Origin of the sequence: Streptomyces sp. SID13726, from assembly GCF_010548375.1 — a bacterium.
Taxonomy (GTDB): Bacteria; Actinomycetota; Actinomycetes; order Streptomycetales; family Streptomycetaceae; genus Streptomyces.
Genome location: NZ_JAAGLY010000013.1, coordinates 64,400 through 78,098, shown reverse-complemented (window position 1 = coordinate 78,098; position 13,699 = coordinate 64,400). Strand labels below are relative to the sequence as shown.

Annotated in this window: 15 protein-coding genes; 9 read left to right on the top strand and 6 right to left on the bottom strand. The window is 70.8% G+C overall.

Annotated elements, in window-relative coordinates; genetic code table 11:
* Positions 1-35: 35 nt before the first annotated feature.
* The 5 genes from glmU to G3I78_RS29685 all read left to right on the top strand — a co-directional run bounded on the left by glmU (position 36) and on the right by G3I78_RS29685 (position 4,522).
* Entirely contained in the window at positions 36-1,484 is a 1,449-nt protein-coding gene (gene glmU, locus G3I78_RS29705) for a bifunctional UDP-N-acetylglucosamine diphosphorylase/glucosamine-1-phosphate N-acetyltransferase GlmU (RefSeq protein ID WP_164430063.1), read from the top strand.
* A gap of 78 nt (positions 1,485-1,562) precedes the next feature.
* A complete protein-coding gene (locus G3I78_RS29700; protein ID WP_164430061.1) occupies positions 1,563-2,543 on the top strand; it encodes a ribose-phosphate diphosphokinase in 981 nt (326 codons plus the stop codon).
* A 170-nt stretch (positions 2,544-2,713) separates the two neighbouring features.
* Positions 2,714-3,298, top strand: coding sequence for a 50S ribosomal protein L25/general stress protein Ctc (locus G3I78_RS29695; RefSeq protein ID WP_164430059.1), 585 nt, complete (start codon positions 2,714-2,716; stop codon positions 3,296-3,298).
* A 76-nt stretch (positions 3,299-3,374) separates the two neighbouring features.
* Positions 3,375-3,971 carry an aminoacyl-tRNA hydrolase gene (gene pth, locus G3I78_RS29690; RefSeq protein ID WP_164430057.1) on the top strand — a complete coding sequence of 199 codons (597 nt, stop codon included), beginning with the start codon at positions 3,375-3,377 and terminating at the stop codon, positions 3,969-3,971.
* A gap of 53 nt (positions 3,972-4,024) precedes the next feature.
* Complete coding sequence (locus tag G3I78_RS29685) at positions 4,025-4,522, top strand: hypothetical protein (protein ID WP_164430055.1); 498 nt, start codon at positions 4,025-4,027, stop codon at positions 4,520-4,522.
* Between the two features lie 28 nt (positions 4,523-4,550).
* On the opposite strand, the gene ppc is transcribed toward G3I78_RS29685, so the two are convergent.
* Positions 4,551-7,292 (bottom strand): phosphoenolpyruvate carboxylase, encoded by a 2,742-nt coding sequence (gene ppc, locus G3I78_RS29680; RefSeq protein ID WP_164430053.1) that lies wholly within the window; start codon positions 7,290-7,292, stop codon positions 4,551-4,553.
* 306 nt (positions 7,293-7,598) lie between these two features.
* On the opposite strand from ppc, the gene G3I78_RS29675 reads away from it, so the two are divergent.
* Both G3I78_RS29675 and G3I78_RS29670 read left to right on the top strand, forming a co-directional pair.
* Positions 7,599-8,609 (top strand): fatty acid desaturase, encoded by a 1,011-nt coding sequence (locus tag G3I78_RS29675; RefSeq protein WP_164430051.1) that lies wholly within the window; start codon positions 7,599-7,601, stop codon positions 8,607-8,609.
* A complete protein-coding gene (locus G3I78_RS29670; RefSeq protein ID WP_164430049.1) occupies positions 8,606-9,286 on the top strand; it encodes a TetR/AcrR family transcriptional regulator in 681 nt (226 codons plus the stop codon). The genes G3I78_RS29675 and G3I78_RS29670 overlap by 4 nt, the downstream gene beginning before the upstream one ends.
* A gap of 54 nt (positions 9,287-9,340) precedes the next feature.
* Here the strand turns inward: G3I78_RS29670 and G3I78_RS29665 are convergent, their stop codons facing one another.
* The 3 genes from G3I78_RS29665 to G3I78_RS29655 all read right to left on the bottom strand — a co-directional run bounded on the left by G3I78_RS29665 (position 9,341) and on the right by G3I78_RS29655 (position 10,725).
* Positions 9,341-9,514: a CsbD family protein gene (locus tag G3I78_RS29665; protein WP_164430047.1), complete on the bottom strand. Its 174-nt coding sequence runs from the start codon at positions 9,512-9,514 to the stop codon at positions 9,341-9,343.
* A 63-nt stretch (positions 9,515-9,577) separates the two neighbouring features.
* Positions 9,578-9,931: a VOC family protein gene (locus G3I78_RS29660; RefSeq protein ID WP_164430045.1), complete on the bottom strand. Its 354-nt coding sequence runs from the start codon at positions 9,929-9,931 to the stop codon at positions 9,578-9,580.
* Positions 9,931-10,725, bottom strand: coding sequence for a trans-aconitate 2-methyltransferase (locus tag G3I78_RS29655; protein WP_164430043.1), 795 nt, complete (start codon positions 10,723-10,725; stop codon positions 9,931-9,933). Before G3I78_RS29655 ends, G3I78_RS29660 begins: the two co-directional genes overlap by 1 nt.
* An 89-nt stretch (positions 10,726-10,814) precedes the next feature.
* On the opposite strand from G3I78_RS29655, the gene G3I78_RS29650 reads away from it, so the two are divergent.
* Positions 10,815-11,312, top strand: coding sequence for a MarR family transcriptional regulator (locus G3I78_RS29650; RefSeq protein ID WP_007382615.1), 498 nt, complete (start codon positions 10,815-10,817; stop codon positions 11,310-11,312).
* A gap of 79 nt (positions 11,313-11,391) precedes the next feature.
* Here G3I78_RS29650 and G3I78_RS29645 read toward each other — a convergent pair whose 3' ends face one another.
* Complete coding sequence (locus G3I78_RS29645; RefSeq protein ID WP_164430041.1) at positions 11,392-12,159, bottom strand: response regulator transcription factor; 768 nt, start codon at positions 12,157-12,159, stop codon at positions 11,392-11,394.
* 273 nt (positions 12,160-12,432) lie between these two features.
* Here G3I78_RS29645 and G3I78_RS29640 point away from each other — a divergent pair, with 273 nt between their 5' ends.
* Positions 12,433-12,894, top strand: a complete 462-nt coding sequence (locus G3I78_RS29640; RefSeq protein WP_203615694.1) for an N-acetyltransferase — start codon at positions 12,433-12,435, stop codon at positions 12,892-12,894.
* On the opposite strand, the gene G3I78_RS29635 is transcribed toward G3I78_RS29640, so the two are convergent.
* A complete protein-coding gene (locus G3I78_RS29635; RefSeq protein WP_164430036.1) occupies positions 12,884-13,669 on the bottom strand; it encodes a hypothetical protein in 786 nt (261 codons plus the stop codon). The two genes, G3I78_RS29640 and G3I78_RS29635, sit on opposite strands and share 11 nt — an antisense overlap.
* Positions 13,670-13,699 lie beyond the last annotated feature (30 nt).

Here is a 13,699-nt window from a genome sequence, read left to right as displayed (position 1 = left end):
GTCACCCCACCCCCTCCACAGCCGAAGGGCATCCCGTGAGCGCCATTCGCCCGGCCGCCGTCGTCGTTCTCGCAGCGGGTGAGGGCACCCGTATGAAGTCGGCCACACCCAAGGTCCTGCATGAGCTGTGCGGCCGCAGCCTGGTAGGGCATGTGCTCGCCGCGGCCCGTGAGTTGGACCCCGAGAACCTCGTCGTCGTGGTGGGGCACGCCCGGGAGAAGGTCGTCGCGCACCTCGCCGACGTGGACGCCGGGGTGCGCACCGCGGTGCAGGCGCAGCAGAACGGCACCGGGCACGCCGTACGGATGGCCCTGGAGGAGCTGGGGGGCCCGGTCGACGGGACCGTCGTCGTGGTGTGCGGGGACACTCCCCTGCTGACCGGCGACACCCTCAACGCCCTTGCCGCCACGCACTCCGGGGACGGCAACGCGGTCACCGTGCTGACCGCCGAGGTGCCGGACGCGACCGGGTACGGCCGGATCGTGCGGGACGGCGCCTCCGGTGCCGTGACCGCGATCGTCGAGCACAAGGACGCCTCCGCGACGCAGCGGGCGATCCGGGAGATCAACTCGGGTGTCTTCGCCTTCGACGGGCAGCTGCTGGCCGACGCGCTCGGCAAGGTGCGCACCGACAACTCCCAGGGCGAGGAGTACCTGACGGACGTCCTCGGCATCCTCCGCGAGGCCGGGCACCGGGTGGGCGCGTCCGTCGCCGGGGACCACCGTGAGATCGCCGGGATCAACAACCGGGTGCAGCTCTCCGAGGCGCGGCGCATCCTCAACGACCGGTTGCTGACCGACGCGATGCTCTCCGGGGTCACCGTGATCGACCCGGCCACCACGTGGGTCGACGTCACCGTCACCTTCGGCCGGGACGCCGTCGTGCACCCGGGCACGCAGCTGCACGGCGCCACGCATGTCGGCGAGGGCGCGGAGGTCGGCCCCAACAGCCGCCTCAAGGACACGGTCGTCGAGGCCGGGGCCCGGGTCGACAACACCGTCGCCGACGGCGCCCATGTCGGGGCCGGCGCCTCCGTGGGGCCGTACGCCTATCTCCGTCCCGGTACCCGGCTGGGTGCGAAGGGCAAGATCGGGACGTACGTCGAGACGAAGAACGCGCAGATCGGCGAGGGGACGAAGGTCCCGCACCTCTCCTATGTCGGGGACGCCACGATCGGCGAGTACACCAACATCGGTGCCGCGAGCGTGTTCGTGAACTACGACGGACAGGACAAGCACCACACCACCGTCGGGTCGCATTGCCGTACGGGTTCGGACAACATGTTTGTGGCTCCTGTCACGGTCGGGGACGGCTCGTACACCGCGGCGGGGTCCGTGATCACCAAGGATGTGCCGCCCGGTTCGCTGGCCGTGGCCCGTGGCCAGCAGCGGAATATCGAGGGCTGGGTGGCCCGCAAGCGTCCGGGGAGCGCGGCGGCGAAGGCCGCCGAGGCGGCCGCTGGCCAGCAGGAGCGCGAGGACTGACCGGAAACAGGTGCGCCAAAGTCGTCGTACCGTGATAAGTGCACACCCCGCTGTAGACACCTCTGAGGAGACAGTGCTGTGACCGGGATCAAGACGACCGGCGAGAAGAAGATGATGTTCTTCTCCGGCCGCGCCCACCCCGAGCTTGCCGAGGAGGTCGCCCTGCAGCTGGGGGTCGGGGTCGTTCCGACCAAGGCCTTCGACTTCGCGAACGGCGAGATCTACGTCCGCTACCAGGAGTCGGCGCGCGGTGCGGACTGCTTCGTGATCCAGAGCCACACGGCTCCGATCAACCAGTGGATCATGGAGCAGTTGATCATGATCGACGCCCTGAAGCGCGCGTCGGCCCGCTCGATCACCGTGATCGTGCCGTTCTACGGCTATGCGCGGCAGGACAAGAAGCACCGTGGCCGTGAGCCGATCTCGGCGCGGCTGATCGCCGATCTGATGAAGACGGCGGGTGCGGACCGGATCCTCACGGTGGATCTGCACACGGACCAGATCCAGGGCTTCTTCGACGGCCCCGTCGACCACCTCTTCGCGCTTCCACTGCTGGCGGACTACGTGGGCGCGAAGGTCGACCGGAGCAAGCTGACGGTGGTGTCCCCCGACGCGGGCCGGGTGCGGGTCGCGGACCGCTGGTGCGACCGGCTCGGTGCGCCCCTCGCGATCGTGCACAAGCGGCGCGACAAGGACGTGGCGAACCAGGTGACCGTCCACGAGGTGGTCGGCGAGGTCAAGGGCCGGGTGTGTGTGCTGGTCGACGACATGATCGACACCGGTGGCACCATCTGCGCGGCGGCCGACGCCCTGTTCGCGCACGGCGCCGAGGACGTCATCGTGACCGCCACGCACGGTGTGCTGTCGGGTCCCGCCGCCGACCGGCTGAAGAACTCCCGGGTGAGCGAGTTCGTGTTCACGAACACCCTGCCGACGCCGGGTGAGCTGAGCCGTGACCTGGACAAGATCACGGTGCTGTCGATCGCCCCGACGATCGCGAGCGCGGTGCGCGAGGTCTTCGAGGACGGGTCCGTGACCAGCCTCTTCGACGAGCAGTAGGTCGCAAAACGGTTCTGCATGATCGATTTTTCAGTGGCCTCCGCCGCCGAGTACACTCCTTGAGTTGCTCGGCGAGGGAGGCCACGCCTCCGTTATCGACGCGCTCTTCGTAGCAGGCCGATTGTTTGGCCGGGTGACCACCTTCCCCGACTGTTCTACGAGGAGTGACCATGGCCGACATCAAGCTCGCCGCCGAGACCCGCACCGAGTTCGGCAAGGGCGCCGCCCGCCGCATCCGCCGTGACAGCAAGGTTCCCGCCGTGGTCTACGGCCACGGTGCCGAGCCGGTCCACATCACGCTGCCGGGCCACGAGCTCCAGCTCGCCCTGCGCACCCCGAACGTCCTGCTGACCCTGGACATCGAGGGCAAGACCCAGCTGGCGATCCCGAAGGCCGTGCAGCGCGACGCGATCAAGGGCTTCCTCGAGCACGTCGACCTGCTCCTGGTGAAGCGCGGCGAGAAGGTCAACGTCGAGGTCTACGTCCACACCGAGGGCGAGCTCGCGCCGGGCGCCTACCTGCTCGAGCACGTGCTGAGCACGCTGAACGTCGAGGCCGAGGCCACGCACATCCCGGAGTCGGTCACCGTCTCCATCGCGGGCCTGGAGGCCGGCGCCTCGATCCTCGCCAAGGACATCCCGCTGCCCAAGGGCACCACGCTGGTGACCGACGAGGACGCGGTCGTCCTCCAGGTCCTGGCCGCCCAGGCGGAGGAGGCCCCCGCGGACGGCGAGGCCGAGGCCACCGAGGCCTGATCCACCCCGGAATCCCGGTTGTCGGCCGTCGCTCCCTCCGGGGGCGGCGGCCGGCGCTCATGAAGGAGACACGGACGTGACGACCGATGCCAACGGGCCCTGGCTGATCGTGGGCCTGGGCAACCCGGGGCCCGAGTACGCGGCCAACCGGCACAACGTCGGCTTCATGGTCGCCGATCTGCTCGCGGAGCGGATCGGGGGCCGGTTCAAGCGGGCCGGGAAGGCGCAGGCGCAGGTCGTCGAGGGGCGGATCGGTCCGCCCGGACCGGCCAACCGGCGGGTGATCCTGGCCAAGCCGATGTCGTTCATGAACCTGTCCGGCGGGCCGGTGAACGCCCTCAAGGACTTCTACAAGGCGCCGGTCGCGAACATCGTGGCGGTCCACGACGAGCTGGACATCGACTACGGCGTCCTGCGGCTGAAGCTGGGCGGCGGCGACAACGGCCACAACGGCCTGAAGTCGATGACGAAGGCGTTCGGCGCGGACTACCACCGGGTGCGGTTCGGCATCGGGCGCCCTCCGGGCCGTATGCAGGTCGCGGACTTCGTGCTGAAGGACTTCTCGTCGAGCGAGCGCAAGGAGCTCGACTACTTCGTGGACCGGGCGGCCGACGCCGTCGAGGCGCTGGTGACCGAGGGCCTGGAGCGGGCGCAAAGCACGTACAACTCCTGACTTGTCAGCCCACCGGGACGGGCCCGAGTTGACCCCGCGCAGCGCCATGGCCAATGATCCCGGCCATGCCTGCCACCACCTCCCGCCAGACCTCGGCCGCCGCCCTGCGGTTCGGACGGCTGGCGGCGATGGGCACGGTCGCGGTGCTGATCCTGATCGCCGGGGTGTGGGCGTCCTGGGGCAGCGCGCAGTACGTGATGCTGACCAAGGGCCGGGAGCGCGGCACTATCGAGGTGGCGCGCTGTTCGGCGGACGAGTGCAGCGGCCCGTACACCCCGCTGTCCCACGGCTCCGAGGCGCGTGAGCGGGCCGTCATCGAGAAGTCGGTGGCGGTGCGGCAGGGCCGGACCTACACGGTGGTCGTGAAGCCGGGCACCGACGACGTCGTACGGTCCGGGCCCGCGGGTGTGCTGTATTCCTGGGTGCCGATGGGCGGGGCGCTGCTGCTCGCCTCCGTGGTGGTGGCGGGCGGGCTGCGCAGGACGCGGGCCGCGTGGGTGCTGGCCGGGGCCGGGGTCGCGCTGCTCACGGCGGCCTTCGCGGTGATCTGACCGTCCGGCCAGATCACCGCGCGTGACGTCAGCCGGTGTTGCGCAGACCGGCCGCCACGCCGTTGACCGTCAGCAGCAGGGCGCGGGCGAGCAGCGGGTCGGCAGGCTCGCCGGCCGCCGCCGCGTCACGCTGGCGCTTGAGCAGGGTCACCTGGAGGTAGGAGATCGGGTCCAGGTAGGCGTCGCGGATGGCGAAGGTCTGCTTCAGGACCGGGGTGGCGTCGAGGAGTTCGGCCTCACCGGTGATGCGCAGGACCTCGCGGACGGTCAGCTCGTGCTCGGCCTCGATGTCGGCGAAGACGTGCTGGAGCTCGGCCGGGACGAGGGTCTCGACGTAGTGGCGGGCGACGCGCAGGTCGGTCTTCGCGAGCGTCATCTCGACGTTGGAGATGAAGTTCCGGAAGAAGTGCCACTGCTCGTGCATCTCGTCGAGCACCGTGTCCAGGCCTGCCTCACGCAAGGCCTTCAGACCCGAGCCGACGCCGAACCAGCCGGGCACGATCTGCCGGGACTGGGTCCAGCCGAACACCCACGGGATGGCGCGCAGTCCGTCGAGGGAGACGCCCGAGCCGGGGCGGCGGGAGGGCCGTGAGCCGAGGTGCAGGTCGGCGAGCTGGTCCACCGGGGTCGACGCCAGGAAGTACGTCGGCAGGTCCGGGTCCTCGACGAGCTTGCGGTAGGCCGCGTGGGCGGCGTCGCTCACCACGTCCATCGCCGCGTCCCAGCGGGCCAGCGCCTCGTCGGACTGGCGCGGGGCGGTGTGCAGGGCGGAGGCCTGGAGGGTGGCCGCGACCGTCAGCTCCAGGTTCTCCCGGGCCAGCGACGGCACGAGGTACTTGTCGGAGATGACCTCGCCCTGCTCGGTCACCTTGATCTCGCCCTCCAGGGTGCCCCAGGGCTGGGCGAGGATCGCGTCGTGCGAGGGGCCGCCACCGCGCCCGACGGTGCCGCCGCGGCCGTGGAAGAGGCGCAGCCGTACGCCGTAGCGGTGGGCGACGTCACGCAGCCGCCGCTGCGCCCGGTGGATCTCCCACTGGCTGGTGGTGATGCCTCCGAACTTGGAGGAGTCCGAATAGCCGAGCATGACCTCCTGCACATCGCCGCGCAGGGCCACGAGCCTGCGGTACGACGGGTCGGAGAGCATGTCCTCCAGGATGGTGTCGGCGGCCTTCAGCTCGTCGGTGGTCTCCAGGAGCGGCACGATGCCGATCTTCGCCCAGCCGGCGTGCAGGTCGAGCAGTCCGGCCTCGCGGGCCAGCACCGCGGCCGCGAAGACGTCGTCGGCGCCCTGGCACATCGAGATGATGTACGACTCGATGACCTCGGGCCCGAAGACCTCCAGGGCCCGCTTCACGGTCTGGAAGACACCGAGGGTCTTCTCCCCGGCCGCGTCGACGGGCGCCGGGGTGGGGCCGAGGGGACGGCGGGACCGCAGCTCCTTGGCGAGCAGCTTGGCCCGGTACTCGCGGGGCATGTCCGCGTACCGCCAGGACTCCTCGCCGAGCCGGTCGAAGAGCTGGCCGAGGGCGTGGTGGTGGGCGTCGGCGTGCTCGCGGACGTCCATGGTGGCGAGCTGGAGGCCGAAGGCGGACAGGGTGCGGATGGTGCGGTTCATCCGGCCGTCCGCGAAGAGGCCGCCCCGGTGCTCGCGCAGCGAGGTCTGGATGAGGGTGAGGTCGTGCAGCAGCTCGGAGGTGCCGAGGTAGTCGCGGCCGTCCTCGTGCGGGATGCCCCTGGCCAGGCGCGTCTTGGTGTTCTCCAGCTTCTGCCGGATGCAGGTGGCCTTGAGGCGGTACGGCTCCTCGGAGTTGAGGCGCTTGTAGCGGGGGCTGATCTCCGGCAGCCGCTCCAGGTCGGCGCGCAGGGACTCCAGGAGTTCCTCGGTGGCGCCGGTGTAGCGGATGGAGTTCGACAGGAAGCCGCGCAGCTCGTCGATGAGCTCCAGGGCGTCGTTGATGCCGTGCTCGTGCTGGAGGATCAGGACGTCCCAGGTGACCTGGGGGGTGACGTTGGGGTTGCCGTCGCGGTCGCCGCCGATCCAGGTGCCGAAGGTGAGCGGGCGGGTGGCGTCGGGGAGCCGGACGCCGACGCGCTCCAGCTCGGCGGTGAGGTCCTCCAGGACGTCCCCGACGGCGCCCGCGTGCAGCTCGTCGAGGTAGTAGATGGCGTTGCGGGCCTCGTCGGCGGGCTCGGGGCGTACGACCCGCAGCTCGTCGGTCTGCCAGACGAGGTCGATGTTCTCGGCCAGACGGGTGTCGTAGCGGCGCCGGTCCGACTCGATGACCGGCGTCTCCAGCAGGGCGGCGATCCGGCGGAGCTTGTTCAGCACCGAGCGGCGGGCGGCCTCCGTGGGGTGAGCCGTGAAGACCGGGCGGACGTTCAGGTTGGCGACCGTCTGGCGCAGGTGCTCGGGGTCGGCGTCCTTGAGGCGGTCGGCCGTACGGGCGAGGAGACCGCCCTCGGCGGCCCGGCGGGCGCGCAGCTCACGGCCTCGGTGCACCTGCTCGGTGACGTTGGCCAGGTGGAAGTAGGTGGAGAAGGCACGCACCAGCTTGGCGGCGGTCTCCAGTTCGGTGCCGCGCAGCAGCTCGGCGGCGGCTTCCCCGTCCTCGCGGGTGAGACGGCGGACCTTCTCGACGAGTTCCAGCAGCTCGGGGCCCTCCTGGCGGACGAGGGTCTCGCCCAGGAGGTCGCCCAGCCGGCGGATGTCGGCACGCAGCTCGCTACTGGTCGAGGTGGCGCTCGTGGTCAGGTCGTCGGCACTGCTCACAGGTGCGGCTCCTTGCAGTGTTGAAGCTCGTCTGGAGGGAACCCGGAGGCCGGTCGTGCGGCAGCCGCCGCATACGGGCCGGACATCCGGGAAGAAAACAGAGCGGACCGCGCTGTCCGACCGACTCCAAGGATAGGTGTCGATGCGGACGCGCAGACTTTTGGGCTCTTGCCGTGAGACGGCGACGCACTGCCATACTTACGACGCCGTAGGTTACGGAACCGTAGGGTCCGCTGTAACGGAACCCGGGCAGGATTCCCGCAGCCCGGCACCTGACTCAACCCTCGAACCCCACAGGGGACGCCCATGACCACGCGCTCCGATGTGATCGCAGACGCCCCGAAGGCGCCCGACGACACCCCCACTTCCTCGGCGACCCTCGGCGGCGACAGCAAAGGGTCCATCGAGCAGCTGGCCCTTCTCGTCTTCATCGTCGTCCCCTTCCTGGCCCTCCTCGCGGCGGTACCGCTGGCCTGGGGCCGGGGCGTGAGCTGGCTGGACCTCGGTCTGCTGGTCTTCTTCTACTACCTGGGCTGTCACGGTGTGACGATCGGCTTCCACCGCTACTTCACCCACGGTTCCTTCAAGGCGAAGCGTCCGCTGCGGATCGCGCTGGCGCTCGCCGGTTCGATGGCGGTCGAGGGCCCGCTGGTCCGCTGGGTCGCCGACCACCGCAAGCATCACAAGTTCTCCGACGCCGAGGGCGACCCGCACTCGCCGTGGCGCTTCGGTGAGACGCTCCCGGCGCTGATGAAGGGCCTGTGGTGGGCGCACATCGGCTGGATGTTCGACGAGGAGCGGACCCCGCAGGACAAGTACGCGCCGGACCTGATCAAGGACCCGGCGATCCGGGCGATCTCCCGCCAGTTCCTCCTGTGGACGATGCTCTCCCTCGCCCTGCCCGCCCTGATCGGCGGTCTGGTGACGATGTCCTGGTGGGGCGCGTTCACCGGCTTCTTCTGGGGTTCCCTGGTCCGGGTCTGCCTCCTGCACCACGTGACCTGGTCGATCAACTCGATCTGCCACGCGGTCGGCAAGCGGCCCTTCAAGTCGCGGGACCGCTCGGGCAACGTGTGGTGGCTGGCGGTGCTGTCCTGCGGTGAGTCCTGGCACAACCTGCACCATGCCGACCCGACGTCGGCGCGGCACGGGGTGATGCGGGGGCAGGTGGACTCCTCGGCGCGGCTGATCCGCTGGTTCGAGCTGGCCGGCTGGGCGTACGACGTGCGCTGGCCGTCACGCTCACGTATCGATTCCCGCCGGAACACGGACGGGGACGGCTCCCGACGCGGGACGGAGACCGTCGAGGCGGCATGATGGACGCCGTGGCGACCGACTCCAGCAGTACCCCGAGCAACGAGGCGAAGGCGCGGCGTCCCCGGCGCACCCGGATGACGGGTGCCGAGCGCCGCGCGCAGCTTCTGGAGATCGGTCGCACGCTCTTCGCGGCAAAGGGTTTCGAGGCCACGTCGGTGGAGGAGATCGCCGCGAAGGCCGGGGTCTCCAAGCCGGTGGTGTACGAACACTTCGGCGGCAAGGAGGGCCTGTACGCGGTGGTGGTGGACCGTGAGATGCGGCGCCTGCTGGACATGGTGACGAGCAGTCTGACCGCCGGCCACCCCCGCGAACTATGCGAACAGGCGGCGTTCGCGCTCCTCGACTACATCGAGGAGTACACGGACGGCTTCCGCATCCTGGTCCGCGACTCCCCGATCCCCCAGTCCACGGGCTCCTTCGCCTCGCTGATCTCGGACATCGCCACCCAGGTCGAGGACATCCTGGGCCGCGAGTTCAAGAGGCGCGGCTTCGATCCCAAGCTCGCTCCGCTGTACGCCCAGGCCCTGGTCGGCATGGTCGCCCTGACCGGCCAGTGGTGGCTGGACGTGCGCCGCCCGAAGAAGGCGGAGGTGGCGGCGCACCTGGTGAACCTCGCGTGGCACGGCCTGGACGGCCTGGAGGCGAAACCGCGACTGATAGGGCGCCGCAAGAGCTGAGTCCCGCGGCGCCCTGTGACGTCGATCAGTGCCTGACGATCAGTTGCTTGATGATCAGTGCTTGAACGCGTCCTTCGCCTTCTCCTTCGCCTGCCGGGCGTCCCCCTTGGACTGCTGGGCGCGCCCCTCGGCCTCCATGCGTTCGTTGCCGACCGCACGGCCCATGGCTTCCTTGGCCTTGCCCTTGGCCTGTTCCTTCTTGGCCTTGGCCTTCTGGTCTCCTGCCACCGTTCTCACTCCCAGCGATTGCGACTCCGCTGTCATCACTGCGGGTGACCCGGGCGGCTCCGGTCAAACAAGGAACTCCAGCCGGTTGCCCACCGGGTCGTGGGAGTAGAACCGCCGTCGGCCCGGCAGCGCCGAGTCCCACTCGACCGCGGCACCGTGCGCCTCCAGCCGGGCGGCGTACGCCGAGATGTCGGTGACCCGCAGCCCGGGGTGGGCCTTGCGCGCGGGGCGGAAGTCCTGCTCGATGCCGAGGTGCAGCTCCACGCCCCGGGCCCGGAACCAGCACCCGCCCCGCGCCGCGAGTTCCGGCGGCTTGGGGATCTCCGTCATGCCGAGGACGTCGGTGTAGTACGCCCGCAGCAGGTCCTCGGAGCCCGGTGGGGCGGCCAGTTGGACGTGGTCCACGGCGAGCAGCATCAGGCCGCCTTCCGGGCCACCGCGAAGATCCGGCGGAACGGGAAGGCCGTACCGTGCGGGCCCGCCGGGTACGCCTCGCGCAGGGCCGCCCGGTACCGGGCCAGGAAGTCCTCGCGGGCCGCCGGGTCGTCGGCGAGGGCGGTCAGGACCGGGCGCAGGCCCGTTCCCTTGACCCAGTCGAGGACCGGGTCCTCGCCGGGCAGGACATGGACGTACGTCGTCTCCCAGGCGTCCACCTCGCAGCCGAGGTCCGCCAACGCGGCCAGATAGTCCTGGGGCGCGAGGACCGCGTCCGCGTGGCGCAGGGTGCCGGCGAGGCCCGCGGACCCGGCGAGTTCGCGCATCAGGCGGTGGCTCGGGGAGTCGAAGTTGCCGGGCACCTGGAAGGCGAAGGTGCCGCCGGGGGCGAGCCCGGCGATCCAGCCGGCGAAGAGGTCCACGTGCCCGGGGACCCACTGGAGCGTCGCATTGCTGACGACGAGGTCGTACGGCTGTGAGGGCGCCCAGGTGCGGACGTCCGCGTGGGCGAAGTCGAGGCTGCCGCCGCCGGGGGTGGGGCCGGCGTACTCGACCCGCGCCTTGTCGAGCATCTCGGCGGAGTTGTCGTAGCCGGTGATGCGGGCGGTGGGCCAGCGTTCGGCCAGCACCGCCGTGACGTTGCCGGGGCCGCAGCCCAGGTCGGCGATCACGGGCCGCTCGCCGGGCAGGTCGGGGACGCGGGCGAGGAGGTCGGTGAAGGGGCGGGCGCGGTGTCCTGCGTGGCGGAGGTACTGAGCGGGGTCCCAGGTCGTCATGGGACCCACTGTCCCCCTGATTTTATCTTGATGTCAAGAGACTCGACTTCAAGAGACTTCACGTCGACACAACCACTACACTGATCGTCATGGAGGACGAGGTCGATCGGCTGGTCGCTGCGTGGCGCCGGGAGCGCCCGGACCTCGACGTGGAGCCGCTGGAAGTACTCAGCCGGGTGAGCAGACTGGCCCGGCACCTGGACCGGGCACGCCGGCTGGCCTTCGCCGAGCACAGCCTGGAGCCCTGGGAGTTCGACGTGCTGACCGCGCTCAGGCGCGCGGGGACGCCGTATCAGCTCTCCCCCGGACAGCTGCTGACGCAGACCCTGGTCACCTCGGGCACCATGACCAACCGCATCGACCGGCTGGCCAAGAAGGGCCTGGTGGAGCGGTTGCCCGACCCGAGCGACCGGCGGGGCGTGCTGGTCAGGCTCACGGAGGACGGCAAGGACCGCGCGGACCAGGCCCTCGCCGGTCTGCTGGAACAGGAACGCGCGATCCTCGCCGAGCTGTCCCGCGCCCAGCGCGGGGAACTGGCCGGTCTGCTGCGCCAGTTGACCGCGCCGTTCGACAACATCCCCGGCTAGGCGCTCCGCGGGGAGAGCCGCGCGACGGAGCCGCATGTTGATGCAGCCCCGCGCCCCTTACGGCGTCACCGTCGCCCCCCTACGCCAGCTGACCGCCCCGCTCGACGACATCCCCCGCCAGGTCGACGGGGCCCACGCCCGCGCGGCGCGCGAGTGCGACCGCGGCCAGGGTGGAGTGGACGCCCAGCTTGCCGAGGACGTTCTGCATGTGGGTGCGGACGGTGTGCGGGGAGAGGAACAGTCTCTCCGCGACCGCCTTGCGGCCGAGCCCCGCCACCATGCAGCGCAGGACCTCGCGCTCCCTCGGTGTCAGGGACTCCACCAGCCGCTCGCTCTCGGTGCGGTGCTTGCGGGCCGCGGTGAGCTCCCGCAGTACGCCCGTGAGCAGGGCGGGCGGCAGATGGGTCTCGTCGCGCAGGACCCCTCGTATGACCGTGAGCAGCCGGGACAGCGAGCAGTCCTTGGCGACCCAGCCCGAGGCGCCGGCCTGGAGGGCGAGCGCGGCCCGCCGCGGGTCGTCCTTCTCGGCGAGCACGACGATCCGGACCGCGGGCTGTGCCGTACGGACCCCGGCGACCAGCGAGATGCCGTCCACCAGCCCGTCCTCGCCGCTGTCCGGCACGGACACGGCGGGCCTGATGCCCTGGACGTTGCCGCCCAGGTCGGCGTCGACGAGCAGCACGTCGAAACGGCGCCCCTCGGCTGCCGCCCGCTCCAGCGAGCGCAGCGCGGCGGGACCGCTGCCGGCCGCGGAGACCTCCACGTCGGGCTCGGCCGCCAGCGCGGCGGCGAGCGACTCGGCGAAGATGCGATGGTCGTCGACGACCAGGACTCGGATGCGAACCACGAAACCCCCTTCCCCAAGCTCTCGAAGAGCAGGGGATACCCCATCGTCTTCGTCTGAGGACGACTCGGGAGACGACACCGGCGCGGGTACGACGCCCGAAGCACGATGGCCGCACGGCCGCCGCCGCGCAAGAACTGCTACCCCCACTTCGGGCGCCGTACCCGACTGTCTCGCCCCCTGATCAGCACCGGCCCCCACCGGTGCTGTTCATCAGGGTACGGCCGGGGGGCAGGAGCGGAAGGTTATTTGCAGAACTGGCTGTCCGGTGCGTTTATGGTGAGCCGCATGTTTCGTCTGGAGACAGAAGTCGACAAAGCCCGGCAAGATCTGCTCCGCAAACGTCTGCTGGAGACCAACACGGCGGCCTCCCCGGTGCTCCGCGCGCTGCGCGGAACCCCAGGTGAACGCGAACTTCCGCTCCACGTCTGGGCGTTGGGCCCGACCGGGGATCTCGCGGGCGGACTCGTCGGCCACACCTGGACGAGCTGGCTGCATGTCACGTACCTCTGGGTCGACGGACGCCACCGTGGCACCGGGCTCGGTTCGCAATTGCTCGCGACGGCGGAACGGCTCGCGCACCGCGACCGGGGCTGCACCGCCGTACGCCTGGAGACCTGGGACTTCCAGGCGCCGGGGTTCTACCAAAAGCAGGGGTACGAGGTGGTGTGCGTGATCCCGGACTACCCGCCGGGCGTCACGGAGTACACGCTGACCAAGCGGCTGGTCAGCCCCTGAAGCGCCAGGAGCCCGGGTCGCCCTCCTCCAGGCCCATCTCCCGGGCGATCCCGGCGGCGCGGCGGTAGGAGACGTCGGGGTAGTGCTCGGGGTGCACCTCGACGAAGCCGTTCGGGTCGGCGGCGGCCGTGCGCAGGGCCTCGCGGAGCGTGTGCTCCTGTTCGTCCAGCCGCATCCGCTCCTCGCGCCGCCGGGCGGCGACCGCGCCCCGGCGGGCCGTCCCGGCCACGATGCCGAGCGCGACCAGCGCGAACGCGCCCACGCCCAGGACCCCCGCGGTGGCGTCCGCGTCACCGGGCGTCCTGGGGCGCAGCAGACCCTCGGGGTCCACGAGCACGGTGATCCGCTGGCCGACGGCGAAGCGGCCGGACCGGGTCTGGAGGGCGGGTCCGGCGATCCTGGTGCCGTCGCGGCGGGCGAGGGCGTAGTCGTAGGTGTTCTCCTGCTGTCCCTGGTCGGAGGCGCGCCATTCCCGTACGACGGTGGCGTTGACGCGTTCGCCGCGGCGCTCCAGGGTGAGGTCGTCGTGGACGAGGTCGGCGAAGTACACCGCCGTCAGGGAGGCGCCCACCACGAACAGCGCGGCGGGCAGGCCGGACTCGCCCGCGCACAGCTTGGTCAGGAGTACGGCGAGGAGCACGCCGTGGGCGATCCACAGGGGCACGAGGAGGCCGTAGCCGTGGTCGTCCGCCAGCAGGAACAGGCCGGCGATCGCGGCGAGGACATAACAGCCGATGCCGATCGCCGACAGGATGCGGTGGTGCCCTCGACTCACGCTCCGACGCTACTGGGGCGTCTGCCAGGG